The following is a 19483-nucleotide window of genomic DNA, read 5'->3' as shown; positions in this document are numbered from 1 at the left end:
AATCCCTTTTTTGTTAAAAGTAAAATCTAAAAATAGAAAATTGATATTTAGTTTTGTATTTTGAATAAATCTAATATATTTGCGGTCACTAATGCGGGAGTAGCTCAGTTGGTAGAGCGTCAGCCTTCCAAGCTGAATGTCGCCGGTTCGAACCCGGTCTCCCGCTCGAAAAGATTCTGCTTCTTTTATGAATGATGCAGAATCTTTTTTGTTTTCTTGTCGTTATATCATGTATTTGGTATGTTGTAATTTCTTAATTTCGTTATGAAGGGAGCATTTGATGCTTAATCACTTATTCTTGTAATTTGAAAAAAAATAGTTTTTACATAAAGTTTTTAGGTTTCATTTTGTTTTTTCTGTTACTTTATAATATTGGTTGGGATAAAACTTTAGAATCTTTAAAAAAAGTTTCATTTAGTTACTTACTTGGAGCATTACCTGTTTTTTGGATAGCATTTTATTTAAAGAGTTTACGGTGGAAAATAATTTCTAATTCTTACGGGATTTCTTTATCTAGTTACCAGGCGTTCAAGGTGTTTTTTATTGGTTTGTTTCTTGCGAATATTACTCCAGGGAAAATAGGGGATTTTGCAAGATTATTTTACATTAAAGAAAACTTGCCAAATAAAAAAGTGGGATTAGCTAGTCTAATTATGGATCGTTTGTTTGACTTAGTTTGTCTTCTTTTTTTTAGTTTAATAGCAATTATATATTATCAGGTTTACTTTAATTTGTTGAAGCCTCCTGATACTTATGAATCAATATTGTTTTGGGGTTTTGTTTTTGTTGGGTTCATTTTGGGGTATTACTTTCTTAGGAATAAACTGAAGAGAATTTTAATGCCGTGGTTGAGTGCTTTTAATTCACATAACTTAAAAGGAGATAAAGTGGTATTAGGTATTATACTTACTTTTTTTAGTATGATATTGATTTACGGTATTTTTAATTACGTCGCTTGGGGTATGGGGATTTCAATTGATCATTTAGGTTTATTTCTTGGAGTTTTTATTTTAGGGGTTCTATCTCTTCTTCCGATAACTATTTTAGGGATTGGTGTTCGCGAAACTTCTTTGGTTGTGATATTCAATCTATATGGACTTGCTTCGGAAGATGCAATCGCACTATCTTTAATTATTTTCGTTCTACAACTTATATCCCTAATACCAGGTGCTATATTTTTTTACTTATCTCCTGTGGAAATAAGTCAGCTAAAAAAAATAAAGTAAAGTTAGCGGGATAACCTTTCGTTATCTTGTATGTCCATCCACATAGCAAATAATAGTGATTGAAAGCCTGATATAGTTAGGAATATAAAAATGATAAGGTAATCTGTTGGAGTTTTAGAGTCGGGTACAAAAAAATTGGCCAGTAAATGATACAGAAAATACATGTTAATTATTCCAATGATGAATGAAATCCAGTACAAAAGAAATAGAGGATGAAAACTTCTTATCAAATATTTTGTGTGTAGTCTTGTGAAAAAGGATCTGATTAATAAAAAGAGTATAGGGAAGGTTACTTTAACTACATTCAATTTTGATTGCTCTCCAACTCCATATACTGGTTTTATTTTTACTTCTCGAATTGTGCAAAAAGCAATGTTTAATTTTACTAATACATCATTTGGCATTCCGTATCTCTTGTAGATTTTAAAAAGGGGGATAGAATTTAATGCATGATTGGACATTGCGGTGTATCCACTTTGCGTATCTGAGATGCCCCAATAACCAGAAACTATTTTTGTGAGAATACTTAGAATAGAGTTTCCTAAAAACCTAATACGAGGAATTATGACCCATGCGCTTTTGTGTATAAGTCTATTTCCTTTTACATAATCAATTCCTTCTTCGACTATAGGTTTACAGATTGATTCAAGTTCGTTAGGATCCATTTGTCCATCACCATTCATCACTACGGCACAATCTATATCGTGATCTTTACACCATTTGTATCCGGTGGCGACAGAAGCCCCCACACCACCATTTTTCAGATGTTTGATTAAAATGATTTTTTCATGATCGGGGTTGTTATTTAGAATTTCATTAGGGTGAAACTTCTTAACTTCTTCTATGTTTTTTTGATGAACTTCAATATCTGCCCGATTATAAATGGTAGGAGTAATTTCTGTCCTTAGATTAGAAGTAAGTTGTAAAGAAGAATTGTTGTTATTTTCTTTAATATAATTAAGAACAACATCTATAGTTTGGTCTGTGGAAACATCATCGATAATAATAATACGGTCAACGAACTCAGGCATACTTTCAATTACCATTGTAATTTGAGAGGCTTCATTGTAGCATGGGATTACAACACCGATTGTTTTATTATTAAGCATTATCTTTTGTTTTGGTTTTTATTTCTTTTTGATATTATCTTCGGCCCACTTTAGGTTGTTTTTAGCTAATTGGTAATTAGGATCAATTTCTAAAGCTTTCTTACAAGCTTCATATCCAAGTTCCCATTTTTTCATTTGATTATATGCAGCGCATATATTATTGTAAGCTTGAAGATTGTTTGGGTCTATTTTTAGCAGATCTTTACAAGTAGAAATTACTAGCTCGTATTCTTGAGAATTATAATATAATAGACTTAGATCTATATAATTTTCGGGATTAGGGGTGGTTTTAATTTTTTCCTTTAAAATTTCTATTTCTTTTAGTGATTTATTTGGTTTTGCATTAATCGTTGCAAGAAGCTCTTTGGATTGAGTATGGTTTGGGCTTTTTTCTAAGGCTTTAAGCAAAAAGTTTTTGGACGGAGAAATTCTGCCTCTTCGATAAAGGTATCGTGCATAAAAATATTCTGGGGCAGGGGAGGTCGTATTAAAACTAATGGCAGATTTAAAATATTTTTCAGCTTCCATGTAATTTTTCTTTGCAGCATATAGTATCCCAAAATTAATATGAAGAATAGGATAATTAGGTTCTAGTTCGTTTGCTTTGGTGAAATATTGTAGTGCAACGTCTAAATTTCCCTTTTCCATTTGAGTAAGTCCATAGTTCATGAGTCCTCTTCCGTTTTTTGGACTTTTCACAGTTACATCTTTCCATAAGCTCTCTTCAGAATTCCATACTTTGTTTCTTTGAAAAGTTCCATAAGCATGTGATGCCATTAACGCAGTAAAAACTATTATGATACCTGAAGAAATGTTTTTATTGTTTTGAATTAAGTTGTACTTGCGTATTGTTATAAAAATAAACCAGGGAATTGCTATAAAGAGTCCTATATAAGGGAAGAAGGTTCTATGGTCATTAGCGATTTGAAATAGGGGATTAAAACTCGTTGGTATTAAAGCAATGAAAAACCAAGCTATTCCAAAAGAAATAGGTCTTAATTCTTTTTTTAGTGCCGTTTTAATCATTAAGAATAGCATTCCCAGAATTATCAATAACCCGCTTACAATCCTAAGATCATACCATGGTTTTATGATTTCTATGTCAGGGTCGGCACTTAAATTTATTGGTAGTATAAAATTTCCAAGATAGTGCATGATTACAAAACATTGAGTGCTCACATATTCGAATCTTGTAACTAAGTAGTTTGTAGAAACTGTAGCATCTGGAGTTAAGTAATATTGATTAAATATGAATAAGGATGTTGCAATAATAGCTGTAGGACCAATTTTTTTTAAAAATGAGGTTATTTTCTCCTTCGTGTTTACTTTAAATTCATCGATAATTGCGTATTCTTCAAATAAAAGGATGTAAACGAAAAGTATTGGAAAAAACATTACTCCAGTTTGTTTTGTCAAAATCCCAATTATCATGGTTCCTATATATAGAAACCATTTCCTTCCAAAAGGATGTATGTAAAGCAGCAATGATAAAACTACACAGAATGTTGAAAAAGAATCAGATCGCGCGCATATGTAATTAATAGTTTCCGCATTAGCGGTATGCAGAGCAAACCAGGTTGTCGCCATTAAGCTAACACTACCAATATATTTGTTTTTATTATCGGCAGAATCATATAAGTGTTTGATCAAATAAAACATAAGAATGATCAAAACCACAAACCAAAGGAAAATATGATAATGATAATATTTTGGATTTAACCCTCCAGCTAGCGAATAATCAATGGCGTTTTTGAGGGTTATGATAGGTCTATAGGATCGGTTTGCAGGAAGCGAACTAAATGTATCGGCATTGGTAAAAAACTCTGTCCAATTATTTAAACTACGAATAGATTCATTTTCATTAATAGTGTGGTAGTCGTCAAAGAAAAAAGGGTTGTCAAAATGGTTTAAATATACAAAGAAAGTCGTAGCCAATATAGCAATCAAAACAAGAATCTCATTTCTTTTTGTAAGTAGACTACGTTGCATTCTTTTGGTTAGTTTTTAGGGTTTTTGATGATGTTTAAACTAAGTCCGGTTTAAAACTTAATATTAATACGGTCTAATATAAATATTTTTTGAATATCGATTTCGATATTCTACCCAGTTAAGAGTTTGTTTTAGTATAGAATATGTATTCGGATGTGTTTTTCAAAAAAAGAAATTATCTGAAATAGTGCTTATACAGTGGTTTTTAGGACATATTGATTTTTTTTGATATAATGTAGTTAGGTCTTTCTTTTACTTGATCAAAAGATTTGCCTAAGTACATTCCAATTACACCTAAAATAAAAATGATTAAGCCAGATAGAAACCAGATTGAAATGACTATACTAGCAAAACCAAGAACTTTAATTTCTCCATTAAAATATTTGTACATATAAAATAACCCTGACAGGAAAGAAATAGCTGCTATAGTTAGCCCCAGACGAATAGTTAATTTAAGAGGTTTATCAGAAAATGAAATGATGTTATCGATAGCAAGATGTATTAACTTTCTCCATGAATACGAAGATTTCCCTGAGGCCCTTGTGCTATGTTCGACATTGATTTTCGTACTTTCAAACCCAACCCATTGCACCATGGTAGGGAAAAAACGAACATAATCTTTCATAGATAATATCGCATGAATTACAGATTTCTTGTAAATTCCAAAATTTGCAATAGAAGGATCTTGTTTGCTGTTGGTTAAATAACCGAACGTCTTGTAGAAAATTTTTGAGGAAAGTTTTTTAAATATATTATCTTGTCTTTGCTCTCTTTGGGCATAAACAATCTCATACCCTTCTAATACTTTTTTATATAATTTAGGGATTTCTTCTGGTCTATCTTGTAAATCGCAATCCATTACAATGATCCAATTACCTCTAGCATTTGCCAACCCTGCGGTAATTGCGTAATGTTGTCCAAAATTTCTACTAAGTTTTATTCCTTTAACATTTTTGTTATTATTACAAATTTCGTCAATGGCTTCCCAAGAGCGATCGGGGCTTCCATCTTCAACAAGTATAATTTCATAATTGTCGCAAACAGAAGTTAACGTTGAATTCAACCTGTTCACCAATTCATGAACAAGATTTTCAGCCATATAAACGGGGCTTACAATTGAAATTTCCAAAAATCTTATTTTTATAATTTACAACTTAATTCTATCAATACTTAGAATCAACCATTATAGGGTGTTTGACTAGTAAGTCTGATTCTAAATTTTTTAAAAGGTAATATATTTTTTTCTGTATTATCATCGATTACCTCACTCAATTTAATTAATCCTGTTTTACAAACTATTACCGGACAATTTTCTTTTATGAATATTACTTTACCTGCATCTCTGTTTTCTATGTGTACATCGTCTTCTATTGATGCATCCAGAATTCGTATTTTTTGATTTCCATTAATAAATGTTGAAGCACCTTTATAAGGTTTTGATACTGCATTTATTAGGTTTAAAATTGATTCAGCACTTTGATTCCAGTCAATTTCGTAGTCCTCCTCATCTCTCCAAAGACTATAAGTGGCAAGTTTTTCATTCTGCTGATATGTAGTTATTTTTTCTCCTAAACGTATTTTTTCAACTATTTTTAAAACAAGTTCTACATAATTATTAGTTATAATGTTAATAGCATCAGAAATTTTTATGGGATAAGAGATTTCTGTTGAAGATTGTTCAATTATTGGACCTTTGTCATATTCTTTTGATGCAAATAAGGCAGTTACTCCAATTACTTCTTCTTTATTAATGAGCATGTTAACCAAGGGTGAAAAACCTCTGTATTTTGGTAATAAAGAATCATGTAATACAATTAATTTGGATTTGCTTTCTGGAATTAACCAACGCCAAGATATTGCTATTGAAAAATCTGAGGTTATTACATATGAATCCTTTCTTTCGTAATGTTTTATCTCGTTTTTTAAGCAGTAGGAAATAATTTTTTCTGAAAAATCATCTTTCACATTTTTATCTCTGCCGACAATAATTTCTGATATATGTATTTCGTACCCATTACTTTTTAATGCTTTTAAAACCTCAAAGCCTTTTTGTGACATTAAATAAAGTGATACCTTCATAGGTGTAATAATATATTGAAAAATTAAAATTATCAATATAATTCACAAAAAAATAAAAGAATTTAGATTATTGCTTTGTAGTTAGATTGTTAGGATGTCTTTGTTTTATGTATTAGTTTAGTTAATTAATCCTAAAGTTTTTTTGTTTTTTGAAAATATTTGAAATAAACTTACCTCTTACAATTAATAGCCTTGAATTTTTACTTCTTTACTAATTTTAGAATGATTTTAATATGAATATTCCATTTAATAAACCTTACATGACAGGTGATGAGTTGTATTATATTAAAGATGCAGTTGCTCGTGGTAAGATTTCCGGAAATGGATATTATACTCAAAAATGTCATGATTTTTTTGAAAATAAAATGGGGTATAGGAATTGTTTGCTTACATCCTCATGCACCGATGCGTTAGAAATGGCAGCGATTCTGGTTGGCATAGAACCGGGAGATGAAGTGATCATGCCCTCATTTACATTTGTTTCGACCGCTAATGCTTTTGTCTTAAGAGGCGCAAAGGTAGTTTTTGCCGATAGTTATGAAGATAACCCGAATATTGATGCCTCAAATATAGAATCTTTAATCACTTCAAAAACCAAAGTTATTGTGGTTGTGCATTATGCTGGAATATCTTGTGATATGGACACTATTATGGATATCGCGAGTAGACATGGCTTGTTTGTGGTGGAGGATGCAGCACAAGCCATTGACTCTTATTACAACGGAAAGCCTTTAGGTACCATAGGCCATTTGGCAGCTTTTTCTTTTCATGAAACCAAAAATATTATTTCAGGAGAAGGAGGGATGCTTGTCGTGAACGACGAACGTTTTGATAAAAGGGCAGAGATAATCTGGGAAAAAGGAACCAATCGTTCTGCGTTTTTTAGAGGTGAAATTGATAAATATTCATGGGTAGATGTAGGTTCTTCCTTTCTACCTTCTGATGTAACAGCAGCATTTTTATTTGCTCAATTAGAGAATTTACAAAAGATTCAATCCAGAAGAAAAAAAATTTGGAACAACTATTTTTTTAAACTTAAAGAGCTTGAGGAAGAAGGGTTTGTTCGTTTACCGGTAGTTCCTGATTTTGCAACTGCAAATGGTCATCTTTTTTATTTAGTTTGTGCAAATAATAATGAGCGAGGCGAGTTAATCTCTTTTTTAAAAGAGAATGGGGTACATGCAGTATTTCATTACTTATCACTACATAAAAGTCCTTTTCATTTGCAAAATAGTATTTTAAATACATTGGAGCATTGCGATAATTTTGCAGATCGATTACTTCGCCTACCTTTATATTATGAATTGGATATAGAGGATCAGGATAAAATAATTAATTTGGTAATAAGTTTTTTTAGAAGAATATAAAACTACTATGAAATTCGAATACCCCCAGGAAATAAATTACCGAACAGTTTTTATTGGCTTAGCTATTTTGATAGGACTTTTAATGCCTTCTTTAAGCTTTGACTATGGTATCACCGAAGATACTAGGTTTCATAATGATCATGGGAAAAGGATTCTAAATTATTTTAAAGGGTTAGATAATTCTGCTACATTAAGCCCTATTAATGAAGAAGGGAAATATATTAATATTTCTGATAGTGACTTGGACCTGATAAAAGGGATGAATGGTTTTGGTGGTTTTTTTGATTTAGTTAGTAATTTTTTTCATCAGTATTTCTCTTTTATAGGTAAGTATGAGTTTAGCAATATGATGAATTCGATATTCGGGTTTTTGCTATTTCTTTTTTGCGGTTTATTAGGGAAAGAACTTGGAGGCTGGAAAGTTGGATTGTTTACACTTGTTTTTATAGTACTTACTCCAGTTTTGTTTGGGCATTCTATGAATAACCCCAAAGATATTCCGGCGGCTGCATTTTATATGTTTTCTTTATTTCATATTGTCAAATTATTTGAAGAACTCCCTGTAATTACCTTTCGACGCGCTTTTTTACTAGTGCTCAATATTTCTTTATTGATTAATATTAGAGTGGCTGGGCTTATGGTACTCGGATACGTTTTGTTAGTTGTTTTTATGTGGTGGCTTTTTGAAAACTATAAATCAAGTTTTAGAAAAATAGACATCAAGAATTCTTTGTTAATTGTAGCTAAAACTTTAGCTGTTTGCTTATTTTCTTATTTGGGAGCAAGTTTTTTTTGGCCTTATGGACACACTAATCCTACATATGTACCTTTAGAAATATTGTTGAAATTTAAAGAGTTTGACGGTTTCGTAAGTACACAATTGTTCGAAGGAATTTGGAGAAGTAGTTTTGATATGCCATGGTATTATTCTTTTAAAAGTCTACTCTTTATACAAATGCCTTTGCACATAATTGTGGGTATAATTCTTATCCCTTTATTGTTTTATAGAGAAGTTATCGAGAAGAAAATTCGTTATTCAATTTTGTTGTTCGCGACTTTTTTTCCTTTATTTCTAATGATCATTGGCAATGTTAATAGTTACAGTAATTCTAGGCAGTTTTTGTTTACAGTTCCTCCTATAATTATATTAGCGGTTTTGTCATATTTTAAACTTTTTAAGATTTTACCAAACCTAAAATCCAGAAGAGTGGCATATATTTTACTGGGACTTTTGTTATTAGAGCCTTTAAGATTTATGGTTGCTAATCACCCTTTGCAGTCGGTTTATTACAGTCCAGTTGTTGGAGGGGTAAAGGGAGCTTATGCAAATTATGAATTAGATTATTGGGGATTTGGTATAAAACCAGCAATAGATTGGTTAGAGAAAAATGTAAGCCCAAAATATGATTTGGATTCTCCAGCTAGAGTTAGGATGTATTATGGAGAACAATCAAAATTATCATACTATTTGGATAAAATTCCTAGTTTAGAATATGTACTGGTAAGAAGAGATTCTCCAGATTGGGATTATTCGATTATTATGCTTACCGAGGGAAAATATAAAAAAGATATCAATGTTAACTGGTCTCCTGAAAACACTGTGCATGAAATAAAAGTAGATGGAGTGACCATATGTTATATTGTTAAAAATATAATTGAAGAAGATCGTATTACTCAGTTAGAAAAACAACTAGGGCAAAGTCCTACATCTGATCAATACGTAACTTTGAGTTTGTTGTATTACAAAGAAAAGAACTATTTTAAATCTATAGAAGCGTCTAAAGATGCTATTAATTTACAACCAAATAATAGTGTAGCGTATAATAATTTGTGTACGGCTTATAATGAACTGTTAATGTATGAAAAAGCTATTATTGCTTGTGAAAAGTCTTTACAATTCCAACCTGAGAGTAACTTAACAAAAAACAATTTAAAAGCTGCTAAAGAAGGATCCTATCGAAGGCAAAATTCGCAATTGTCTAATGATGATTACATAAATCTAAGTTTTAACTATTATAAATTAGGATACTTTACAGAAAGTATTAAAGCTAGTGAAGAGTTATTAAATATGAATCCGAATAGTAGTTTGGCATACAATAACATTTGTTCTTCATATAACGCTCTTGAAGAATACAAAAAAGCCGTGTTGGCTTGCGAGAAAGCTTTGCAAATTGATCCAAATTTTCAATTGGCTAAAAATAATTTGGAGTGGGCAAAACAAGAACTAAAGTAATGTTATTTGTTTTTTTGATGTTACAGAACAATTATAAAGAATGGCTTTTAAGTTAAGAACCTATAGAAAGTATATAGAAATTTTGTTTGCAGTTATATTGCTGTATGGAATACTTTTTAATTATTCGAAGCTTATACTTTCTGTTTCTGAGAATTACCACCCTGTTTGGAGTGATGAGTTTTTTTATTTCGCAAATACAGATTCTTTCATTCAAAACAATACATTGAAAGCTGCCTTAACATTAGGAGGAGAAGGGAGTATTCTTTTTGGTGCTGATCCTCATGGTTTTGGATATCCCTTATTACATGGTGTTATAGGAAAGATTTTCGGTTGGAGCAATTTGAATATGATTTATTTTAATTTCTTAATCATTTGCATTCCGATTATTCTAATATATCGAATGAAAACAATTTCAATAAGCCAAAAGATGTGGATTGTGATCTCAATACTATCTTTTCCTTTTTTTTCTCTGTATGCCTTCACATATATGCAGGAAATAATTCACGTTTTTACAGCCTTATTACTAAGTTTTCTAATGTATAATATATATCAGAAGGATAAAGAAGATAACGGGATTTATGTTTTACTATATATACTTTTGATTTTTATAGCAGGGATTTTTAGAAGTCTATGGCTGTTTTGGTTGGTGGGGATATTACCATTAGCAGAAGATAAAAAGCAATTTGTTAGATACATAGCTATTTTTGCTTTTGGAATCTTCTTTTCTTTTTTGGTGAATCACTATGTTTATGAACCAGTACCAAATTATTTTTCTTCACTCATAGACTTTCTTAAAAAAGGCGAGTTTGGAGAGTTGTTTTCATCGTTAGTCTCAAATTTTTGGAACAATTTAAGGTTGTATTTTTTTGATGATCAAGGAAGTGTGATTTATTTGCTAATTAAGTATGTCAACCTTGGAGTTGTGATTTACTTTACTTCCATTGCAATTAAAACCAAAAATGAAATATCTATTTCCCTAGCTTCTATAGGCGTTCTCAATTTTTTGTTACTTTTTTTCTTGTATGATGCTTTCAGCTGGAGGGAAATAAGAACAATGTCGCCACTATTTTATTTTTATATCATCTTTATTGTTACTAATTCTAAAAGTATCATTCAATATTTACAAGTTATAATCTTATGTCTATTGTTCCTATCTAGTATGGAAATGTCAAGGGAACGTATTGCTGAGAGAAATGAAATTGATGTCAATAAATTCATTGAAAGTAAAGAAGCATTTTTTGAGATCGCGGAGAAAATTCCGGGTAATTCTAAGGTTTTGATTTCGTATTTACCAGAGGATCATTCATTAGACGTACTTAATTTACCCCTTTCAACAAATACTAATTTGCCAATACATTATATTATTCAATATTATGATCTATATATCCCTTCTTATCATTATGTTTTAAGTAAACCGGGAGTAAATTATGAGCAGTATAGAAAAGTTATTGATAATCAGTATTATACGTTGTTTAAAGTAAGAAAGTAATACGATAAAATTCATCAAAAAGAGAAAGTATGAATATTTTGAAAACCAAAAAATCCATTATTCGTCAAAGCAATATAGATAATATTATAGTTTTTATAATTTTCTTTATTCTCTTTTTTGCAATTGCCAAATACATTAATACCGATATACCGGCTCATATCCGATCTATTGTAAGAGTAAATAATGGAGAGACAGCTTATTCTCCTAATTTCTTGTTCTTCTTTGTGGTTAATTTACTTTCTTTTTTTTCAAATAATTATTCGTTAATGTTATTTGTAGTTGTTGTTGTGTTATCGTTAGCTACTGTGTGGAAATTTATTATTTCTAAAGAAATTATTGATAGCTTAAATAGTGGGATTGAACATGAGTATAAACATAATATAATTCGGATCTTGGCTTTTGCTTTACTATTTTGTTTTGCAATACCAGATTTTTATAATTTTTTTGTGTTAAAAAAGATGTATTTGGGGAGGACCCCATCTGTAGTTTGGCATAACTCTACTACAATAAGTTTATTTCCTTTTGCAGTATTATTATTTTGGAAACAGTTCCAACTTTTTCAAAAAGATGTTAAATCCTTATTGGATAAAGATCTTCTATTAGTAACTGTTTTAGTTATTTTAAATATCTTGATCAAACCATCTTTTATTTTTGCATTTGTTCCTACTACTGTATTCATTGTATTGTCCGATTTTAAGTTAAAGAATTATAAAAAATATAGTATTCAATTATTCCCAATAATGGTGGGTGTATTATTTATAATTATACAATTTATCTCAATTTACTACTATCAAATAGGATCGTTTCAATCTCAAAAAAGTGGTATTACTATCGGAGAACCTTTTGAATTTCTAAGGCATTTTGTTCCAACTTGGTACTTGCCCATAGCCTTTTTATTGTCATTTGCATTTCCAATTGTTACAAGCGTTTATTTCAAGGAAATATTTAATTACTCTCCATTCAAGTATGCACTATTTCTTACGATTACAGGAATTATAATTAGTGCGTTTTTTGTTGAAGATGGCCCTAGGAGAAATCATGGAAATCTAGTTTGGCAAAATATAATTTGTACCTTTATCTTAATGTTAACTACCGCATCGTTTTTGATATCTAAGTCATTTCAAAAGAATTGGCTTTCAAAAAAAATGGTGATTCTATGGAGTGTTTTTATTCTCCACTTTTTATCTGGTATTTTATATTTATTTAAAATCTACTTTACAGATTCCTATTATTAATATAGCTGTTTAAAAAATAGATAGACCAGTAAGTGTCGTTAATCGTTCCAAAGCATACATGCCTAGTTCAGAGTTACCCTTAGGGTTAAGAGGAGGACTCCATACGGTTACTGTATATTGTCCTGGATGCACAGCAGTAATTCCTCCGCCAACACCACTCTTACCAGGAAGGCCCACTCTAAATGTAAATTCACCAGCTTCATCATAAAAACCGCATGTTTGCATAATGGCATTAATACGCTTGATCTTATTTGAAGGTAAAATTTCTTTTTCTGTTATTAATTTTTTGCCTTGATTGGCATAAATCATAAAAGCTGTAGATAATTCTTTACATGACATTTCTACGGCACACTGAAAAATATAAAAGTCTAATACTTCTTCTATAGGGTTGTTAATATTACCAAAGGATTTCATTAGATTTAATAGGGCAGCATTTCGATGGCTGAATTTTTTTTCAGATTCAAAGACACTAGGGTTTATATCTATAGTAGGTTCATCTGCTATTTCGCGAATAAAATCAAGAAATTCTTGTTTAGGTTTGTCAAGTGCCGAAATTAATATGTCTGAAACAACCAAAGCTCCAGCATTTATAAATGGGTTTCTAGGTATACCATTTTCATACTCCAATTGTACCAAGGAGTTAAATGGATCTCCAGAGGGTTCAACATCAACTCTTTTAAAAAGTTCATTATCCTCGACGATACACATAGCAAGAGTAAGCCCAAATACCTTTGAAATACTCTGAATCGAAAAACGTTCGCTATAATCTCCAAATTGGTAATGCCCAGAGTTGATACAATAGAGGTTCATTCCAAATTTTTCAGCATCGATTTTTGCCAGCTCAGGAATATAAGTAGCAACTTTTCCAGTATTTACTTGGGTATGTATTTCGGTTTGAATTTGCTCAAGAATTTCCTTGTAATTCATAGATTATAGCTAATTAAACTCTTTTAAAGAACTGCCAGATTCCAGTTCATAAGGTGCTTTATGTTGTTCAAAAATTCTTGCAGATAATTTCCCTTCTAAGGTGATGTCATTATTATACACTCTTAACCAACTGCCTTCTCTTAGTCCTACTACAGGTTGTGAATTTAAATTATGAAATTCTTTTATGCGAGTTTCCCTTGTTTCACCTTTATGGGTGGAAGTGGGGTCAGGATCCAAATAATGTGGATTTATATTAAATGGTACAATTCCTAGAGTTTGCAGGCTGGGAGGATGTACGATAGGCATATCATTTGTGGTTTGCATGGTTAAACCACAAATATTACTTCCTGCACTTGTTCCCAGATAAGGTATTCCAGAGGCTACAGCATCTTTTATAAGTTGGATGCAATTATTTCTATATAGTTGGTCTACCAAAAGAAAAGTATTTCCACCTCCTGTATAGATTGCCTGTACATTTTTAAAAGCTTCTTTTGGGCTTTCAAACATGTGAATACTCATTATTTTTTTGTTTATTTTTTTGAAGATATTATTTACTCCAATAGTATATTCATCATGTGAAATGCCTCCTGGTCTTGCATAGGGAATAAATAATACTTCACCTTTGTCTTTGTACAATTCAATTAGCGCCTCAAATAAATATTCTAAAGGTTGACTACCATGAATGGTCGAAGTACTTGCGATAATACAGTTTGTCATTAATTTTTCTTATAGATGGTTTAACGTTTTCTTATCTTGAAATAGCAAGGGAAGATAAAAAAATGTAGTATCTTAATAAAGAAAAAAAATAAATATAACCGATGAAACTAAATCTAGCTTTTCTTTTTATATGTGCTATTGTAACCACTCAATCTATAGCCCAAATCACTTCGAGAGTAATGATCGAAGGAAAAATTAGTGCACCCATTGGAGACGATGTTGAGGGTGTAGTAATTTATAATCAGAATACAGACAAAGGAACCATAACAAATAAAGAAGGGGTCTTTAAAATTCACGCTGGTATCAATGATAAAATTGAGATTGTAGCTATGCAATACCAGCATTTTCTGGTTTTGATAGATAAAGGGGTTGTTGATAGTAAAAGACTGAATGTGTTTTTAAATGAATCTGTAAATGAACTTGAGGAGGTAGTAGTTACACCATATGATCTTTATGGTAACGTAAATGCGGATGTAAAAAAAATTGGATACAGTAAAAGTGGACTGGGAGAAGTTTCTAAACAAACATCGGTTAGAATAAATGATACAGATTATGATTTTAGACCTGATGAGTTGTCAACTCTAGAAAATAAAGTATTCTTAGAGGATAGAATGATAAACGGTTTAAATTTTGTGAATCTTTTTAAACTGGTTTATGAAGGGAATAATACTAAAAAGAAGAAAAAAATAAAGGATATCGATGTAAAAGTGAGAGATATGTATAATGATGATTTTTTTCAGAGCTTTTTGGCTTTAGAGATAGATCAGATAAACGATTTTATATTTTTTGCTGAAGATAATGGATTAAATAATTCTTATTTCGAATCTGGAAAAGAGCTAGATCTTCTTCAGTTTCTCGTATTCCAAAGTAAATTATACAGGCAACAATAACAGAACTTGTTTTTATTTTGTAATGCTACTCAAAAATCCAAGTCTCTTTTAAATGGGCATCATATTTGTGGAAATATGATTCGTTATATTTAAAAGATTTTAAGTGAGTAGAATATTACAGTTACTTCTTTTTTTAATTTGGTTTCAAACCTTTGGGCAATCAGAAATGCTTAGAGGGAGAATTGTAGCCTCTTCAATAGAAGGGTTTGCTATCAATATCGTTAATTATTCTAATAATAGAGGAACAACAAATGACGAGAGAGGTTATTTTGAAATCCCCGCCAAAGTAGGAGATACGGTCGTATTTTCGTCTGTCCAATATCAAAAAGTTTCCTATGTTGTTGCTAAAGATGATTTAGAAAAAACTGTGCGAATAACGTTAAATGATAAAACGTTACTTTTAGATCAAGTACAAATTAGCAATATAGAATTATCGGGAAACTTGGATAATGATGTTGGTAAAGTAGAATTAAAACCATTTGTAGATAACCGAACTTTAGGCTTGCCATTTAGTGATAGACCACAACCTACATTAATAGAAAGGAGAATTTATACTGCTAGATCTGGTATATTGGATCTCCCTATCAATTATCTTAATGGGAAACTTAAAAAGCTAAAAAGAATCAAAGCTCTAAAAGACCTCGACAGATTAATAGAAAAAGGGGAAACTACTTTTAATACTACTTTTTTTACAAATAGCTTAGGCATACCCGAAGATTTTATAACCGATTTCATGTATTATTGTGCAGAAGATGATTACTTCAAAGATCTTTTAGAGAATTCGAAACGTTTATCACTAGTAGAGTTTTTTGCGCAAAAAGCAATATCCTACCGGGCATATAAAGAAATCGATTAACCCTTTTAAATAATGTTATTTTAGTTACTTTTACCTCTTAATGAATTTATTGTAATGAAGAAGATACTATTGGTGCTATTTTTTGGAGCTTTTTTATTGTTTAGTTCCTTTACAGCACATAAATTTTATGTGAGTGTTACTCAGGTAGATTATAATCAAGAACAACAGTCTTTACAGATCATAACTAGAATTTTTATAGATGATTTAGAAGAAGTTTTACAAGAAAGATATGATAATTCTATTGAGTTAGGATTAAAAGGTGAAACTTCGGGAGTAGAGACCTACATCAAAAAGTATTTAAATCAGAAGATAAATTTTGTAGTAAATGGAAAAATGGCCTCATTTACTTATGTTGGAAAAGAATATGAAGATGATTTGCTCATATTTTATTTGGAAATAGAAAACATTACCTCCTTCGATACGATAGAAGTTTCAAATCAAGTATTAATGGATCTTTTTGAAGAACAACAAAATATTGTTCATGTAAAAAAAGGAAACAAACGAAAAAGCCTTATCCTTGAGCATAGAAGGGATACAGGGATGTTAAAGTTTAGTGAATAAATCATTAAACTTTTAAAAAACGATTATTTTGCAAATCATAAACAATTAACTCAAAATCATTTAGATGAAAAAGATACTTTTATTTCTTTTGGGAGCTTTTTTGATGTCGGGGTCTATGGCATACGCTCAAAACCAGGAGAAAGCATCAGAAGGTCGTGAATTAGGGCACACAAATCAGAACAAATTCAAGCAAATGTATGAGGAGTTTGCAACTCCGAATATGTATAGAACAGCGTCCGGAGCACCGGGCTCAGCCTATTATCAGCAGCAAGCAGATTATAAAATGGATATTGAGCTTGATGATAAGAATAAAAAAATAACGGGTAAGGAAACAATTACTTATACCAATAATTCACCAGATGATTTAGAATTTCTTTGGGTACAGTTAGATCAAAACATGAGAGCAAAGGATTCTAAGACTCCTTTGATTCAAGCAGGAGGAGTACCTCCGGCAGATCAACCGGGTTCCTTTGTGTCTAAATTTATGGGAGAGCCATTTGATGGAGGTTTCAATATCACTGCTGTAAAAGATGTAAACGGAAAACCTTTAAAACATACTATAAACGCTACGATGATGAGGGTAGAAATGCCATCTCATCTTAAGTCTGGACAGAAATTTGTCTTCTCTATAGACTGGTGGTACAATATCAATAACCATGTTGATAACAGGGGAAGATCGGGATATGAGGAGTTTGAAGATGGTAACAGAGCATATGTAATTGCTCAGTTTTATCCTCGTATGGCAGTTTATAATGACGTAGAGGGTTGGCAGAACCATCAATTCTGGGGAAGAGGAGAATTTGCGTTGCCTTTTGGAAATTTTGAGGTAAATATTACTGTTCCTTCAGATCATATTTTAGATGGTACAGGTGTATTGGTAAATAGGAAGGAAGTATTTACCAAAGATATGATGCAGCGATATGAAAAGGCTAAAAAGTCATATAACAAACCTGTCCTTATTGTTACCCAAAAAGAGGCTGAAGCCAAGGAAAAAGGTTTTGCTACAGACAAGAAAACCTGGAAATTAAAAGCCGAGAATGTACGTGATTTTGGTTTTGCTACATCGAGAAGGTTTATCTGGGATATGATGGCAGTTAAAATAGGTGGTAAGGATGTTATGGCTGTATCAATGTATCCTAAAGAAGGAAACCCTCTTTGGGAAGACTGGTCTACAAAAGTAGTAGCAAGTACATTAAAGTCTTACAGCAGAATGACTTTCGATTACCCATATCATAAAGCTATCTCTGTTCATGCTAAAAATCAAGGGATGGAATATCCTATGATCTGCTGGAACTATGGAAGACCGAATCCAGATGGGAAATTTAGTGATAGAGTAAAATATGGAATGATGAGTGTAATTATTCATGAAGTTGGGCATAACTTTTTCCCAATGATTGTGAATAGTGATGAGCGTCAATGGACATGGATGGACGAAGGTTTAAATACTTTTGTACAATATGTTGCAGAACAAGATTTTGGAGAGTGGTATCCAGAGGCAATTGCGCCATTAAAAAAATACCCTTCAAGAAGAGGTCCGGCCCAAAAAATTGTTCCTTATATGAGTGGAAATCAAGATTTCTTATCTCCTATTATGACACAGTCTAATAATATTCATCAGTTTGGTCCAAATGCATATGCAAAGCCTGCTACGGGATTAAATATTCTTAGAGAGACCGTAATGGGAAGAGATCTTTTTGATTATTCTTTCAGAACATATTCTCAAAGATGGATGTTTAAGCACCCAACTCCAGAAGATTTTTTCCGAACTATGGAAGATGCATCTGCGGTTGATTTAGATTGGTTCTGGAGAGGTTGGTTCTACACAACAGATTACACAGACATCGGTGTAAAAGAAGTTAAGAAATTTGTAGTATCTAAAGAACCTTCACAACAAGCAAAGGATTTTGCGGCAGCAAGAGGTGTAAAAGTTGAAGATTTTGGACCATTAGTATTTATGGTTGAAGAAGGTAGTGATGAATACAATACTGTAAAAAGTAATGGAAACATCATTTCAGATGGGAAAACATTGAAGGAATATTTAATGGATAATTTTTCTATAGATGAGAGAAAAGAATTAAAAGAGCCTAAATATTTCTATGAAGTAACTTTTGAAAAACCAGGAGGCCTTGTAATGCCATTGATAGTAGAGTATACTTATGAAGATGGGACTACTGAAACTGTTAAGTACCCTGCAGAAATTTGGAGAAAGAACGACAAGAGTGTAAAAAGAGCTATTGCATCAGAAAAAAGTATCACAAAAATTGTAGTTGATCCAAATATGGAAACTGCAGATATCGATACTTCTAACAATAGTTGGCCTCAAGAAAATCAAATAGGTAAATTTGATAAATTCAAAAATAAAGTAAAAGGTCAATAATAGTAGACCATAAAATTTTCATAAAGGAAGCCATCTCTAATCAAAAGGAGATGGCTTTTCTTATGATAATAACTATATTTGTATCGTTATGATTACACTTCCTTTATTTATCAGTGGTACAGAGATTGCTTTTATAGTTTTTATATTGGTAATGGTCTTTGGTGCAGATAAAATCCCCGAGATCGCAAGAGGGTTAGGAAAAGGCATGCGTATTGTAAAAGATGCAACCAACGATATTAAATCAGAGATCACAAAGAGTGCTGAGAAACATGGTATCGATACTGAAATTACTTCTTCAATTACCTCTGATATTAAAAAAGAAATCGATCAGGTTAAAGATGATATCGACGAAATTACTGGTCCTGTAAAACGAAAGTTTTAAGCGTAGCCCATCTTTTTTTTGCGGTTTCTTCAAATTTTAGCTTCTG

General features: G+C 31.4%; 16 protein-coding genes and 1 tRNA gene. 11 read left to right on the top strand and 6 right to left on the bottom strand.

Translation table 11 applies throughout. From position 1 onward, the window contains the following. Positions 1-93: 93 nt before the first annotated feature. Both M0D21_RS20430 and M0D21_RS20425 read left to right on the top strand, forming a co-directional pair. Positions 94-166, top strand: a tRNA-Gly gene (locus M0D21_RS20430). A 139-nt stretch (positions 167-305) separates the two neighbouring features. Next, on the top strand, positions 306-1226 hold the full coding sequence (locus M0D21_RS20425) for a lysylphosphatidylglycerol synthase transmembrane domain-containing protein (RefSeq protein ID WP_317250774.1): 921 nt from the start codon (positions 306-308) through the stop codon (positions 1224-1226). 2 nt (positions 1227-1228) lie between these two features. Here M0D21_RS20425 and M0D21_RS20420 read toward each other — a convergent pair whose 3' ends face one another. The 4 genes from M0D21_RS20420 to M0D21_RS20405 all read right to left on the bottom strand — a co-directional run bounded on the left by M0D21_RS20420 (position 1229) and on the right by M0D21_RS20405 (position 6403). Continuing rightward, positions 1229-2335 carry a glycosyltransferase family 2 protein gene (locus tag M0D21_RS20420; RefSeq protein WP_248332958.1) on the bottom strand — a complete coding sequence of 369 codons (1107 nt, stop codon included), beginning with the start codon at positions 2333-2335 and terminating at the stop codon, positions 1229-1231. Between the two features lie 18 nt (positions 2336-2353). Next, positions 2354-4324, bottom strand: a complete 1971-nt coding sequence (locus tag M0D21_RS20415) for a hypothetical protein (RefSeq protein ID WP_248332957.1) — start codon at positions 4322-4324, stop codon at positions 2354-2356. 205 nt (positions 4325-4529) lie between these two features. Then, on the bottom strand, positions 4530-5453 hold the full coding sequence (locus tag M0D21_RS20410) for a glycosyltransferase family 2 protein (RefSeq protein ID WP_262922149.1): 924 nt from the start codon (positions 5451-5453) through the stop codon (positions 4530-4532). A 47-nt stretch (positions 5454-5500) separates the two neighbouring features. Next, positions 5501-6403, bottom strand: coding sequence for a methionyl-tRNA formyltransferase (locus M0D21_RS20405; protein WP_248332953.1), 903 nt, complete (start codon positions 6401-6403; stop codon positions 5501-5503). Positions 6404-6636: 233 nt separating this feature from the next. Here M0D21_RS20405 and rffA point away from each other — a divergent pair, with 233 nt between their 5' ends. The 4 genes from rffA to M0D21_RS20385 are packed head-to-tail and all read left to right on the top strand — an operon-like array spanning position 6637 to position 12727. Next, positions 6637-7770 (top strand): dTDP-4-amino-4,6-dideoxygalactose transaminase, encoded by a 1134-nt coding sequence (rffA, locus tag M0D21_RS20400; protein WP_248332952.1) that lies wholly within the window; start codon positions 6637-6639, stop codon positions 7768-7770. A gap of 7 nt (positions 7771-7777) precedes the next feature. Further along, complete coding sequence (locus M0D21_RS20395; protein ID WP_248332950.1) at positions 7778-10003, top strand: hypothetical protein; 2226 nt, start codon at positions 7778-7780, stop codon at positions 10001-10003. 40 nt (positions 10004-10043) lie between these two features. Beyond that, positions 10044-11492 (top strand): hypothetical protein, encoded by a 1449-nt coding sequence (locus tag M0D21_RS20390; RefSeq protein ID WP_248332947.1) that lies wholly within the window; start codon positions 10044-10046, stop codon positions 11490-11492. Positions 11493-11521: 29 nt separating this feature from the next. Continuing rightward, complete coding sequence (locus M0D21_RS20385) at positions 11522-12727, top strand: hypothetical protein (protein WP_248332945.1); 1206 nt, start codon at positions 11522-11524, stop codon at positions 12725-12727. Between the two features lie 9 nt (positions 12728-12736). Here M0D21_RS20385 and M0D21_RS20380 read toward each other — a convergent pair whose 3' ends face one another. Together M0D21_RS20380 and pepE are read right to left on the bottom strand one after the other, a co-directional pair. Next, entirely contained in the window at positions 12737-13654 is a 918-nt protein-coding gene (locus M0D21_RS20380; RefSeq protein WP_248332943.1) for a glutaminase, read from the bottom strand. 9 nt (positions 13655-13663) lie between these two features. Next, positions 13664-14371: a dipeptidase PepE gene (pepE, locus tag M0D21_RS20375; RefSeq protein ID WP_248332941.1), complete on the bottom strand. Its 708-nt coding sequence runs from the start codon at positions 14369-14371 to the stop codon at positions 13664-13666. A gap of 101 nt (positions 14372-14472) precedes the next feature. Here pepE and M0D21_RS20370 point away from each other — a divergent pair, with 101 nt between their 5' ends. From M0D21_RS20370 to M0D21_RS20350, 5 genes are all read left to right on the top strand, one after another. Then, entirely contained in the window at positions 14473-15261 is a 789-nt protein-coding gene (locus tag M0D21_RS20370) for a carboxypeptidase-like regulatory domain-containing protein (RefSeq protein ID WP_248332939.1), read from the top strand. A 103-nt stretch (positions 15262-15364) separates the two neighbouring features. After that, on the top strand, positions 15365-16117 hold the full coding sequence (locus M0D21_RS20365) for a carboxypeptidase-like regulatory domain-containing protein (RefSeq protein ID WP_248332937.1): 753 nt from the start codon (positions 15365-15367) through the stop codon (positions 16115-16117). Positions 16118-16171: 54 nt separating this feature from the next. After that, positions 16172-16678, top strand: coding sequence for a DUF6702 family protein (locus M0D21_RS20360; protein ID WP_248332935.1), 507 nt, complete (start codon positions 16172-16174; stop codon positions 16676-16678). A 64-nt stretch (positions 16679-16742) separates the two neighbouring features. Beyond that, positions 16743-19055, top strand: coding sequence for a M1 family metallopeptidase (locus M0D21_RS20355; RefSeq protein ID WP_248332933.1), 2313 nt, complete (start codon positions 16743-16745; stop codon positions 19053-19055). 88 nt (positions 19056-19143) lie between these two features. Then, on the top strand, positions 19144-19437 hold the full coding sequence (locus M0D21_RS20350; RefSeq protein WP_248332930.1) for a Sec-independent protein translocase subunit TatA/TatB: 294 nt from the start codon (positions 19144-19146) through the stop codon (positions 19435-19437). The last annotated feature ends 46 nt before the right edge of the window (positions 19438-19483 follow it).

This window comes from Aquimarina acroporae (assembly GCF_023195925.1).
Classification (GTDB): Bacteria; Bacteroidota; Bacteroidia; order Flavobacteriales; family Flavobacteriaceae; genus Aquimarina; species Aquimarina acroporae.
Note: the sequence above shows the minus strand (reverse complement) of the source record. Positions and strands in the feature narration are given on the sequence as shown.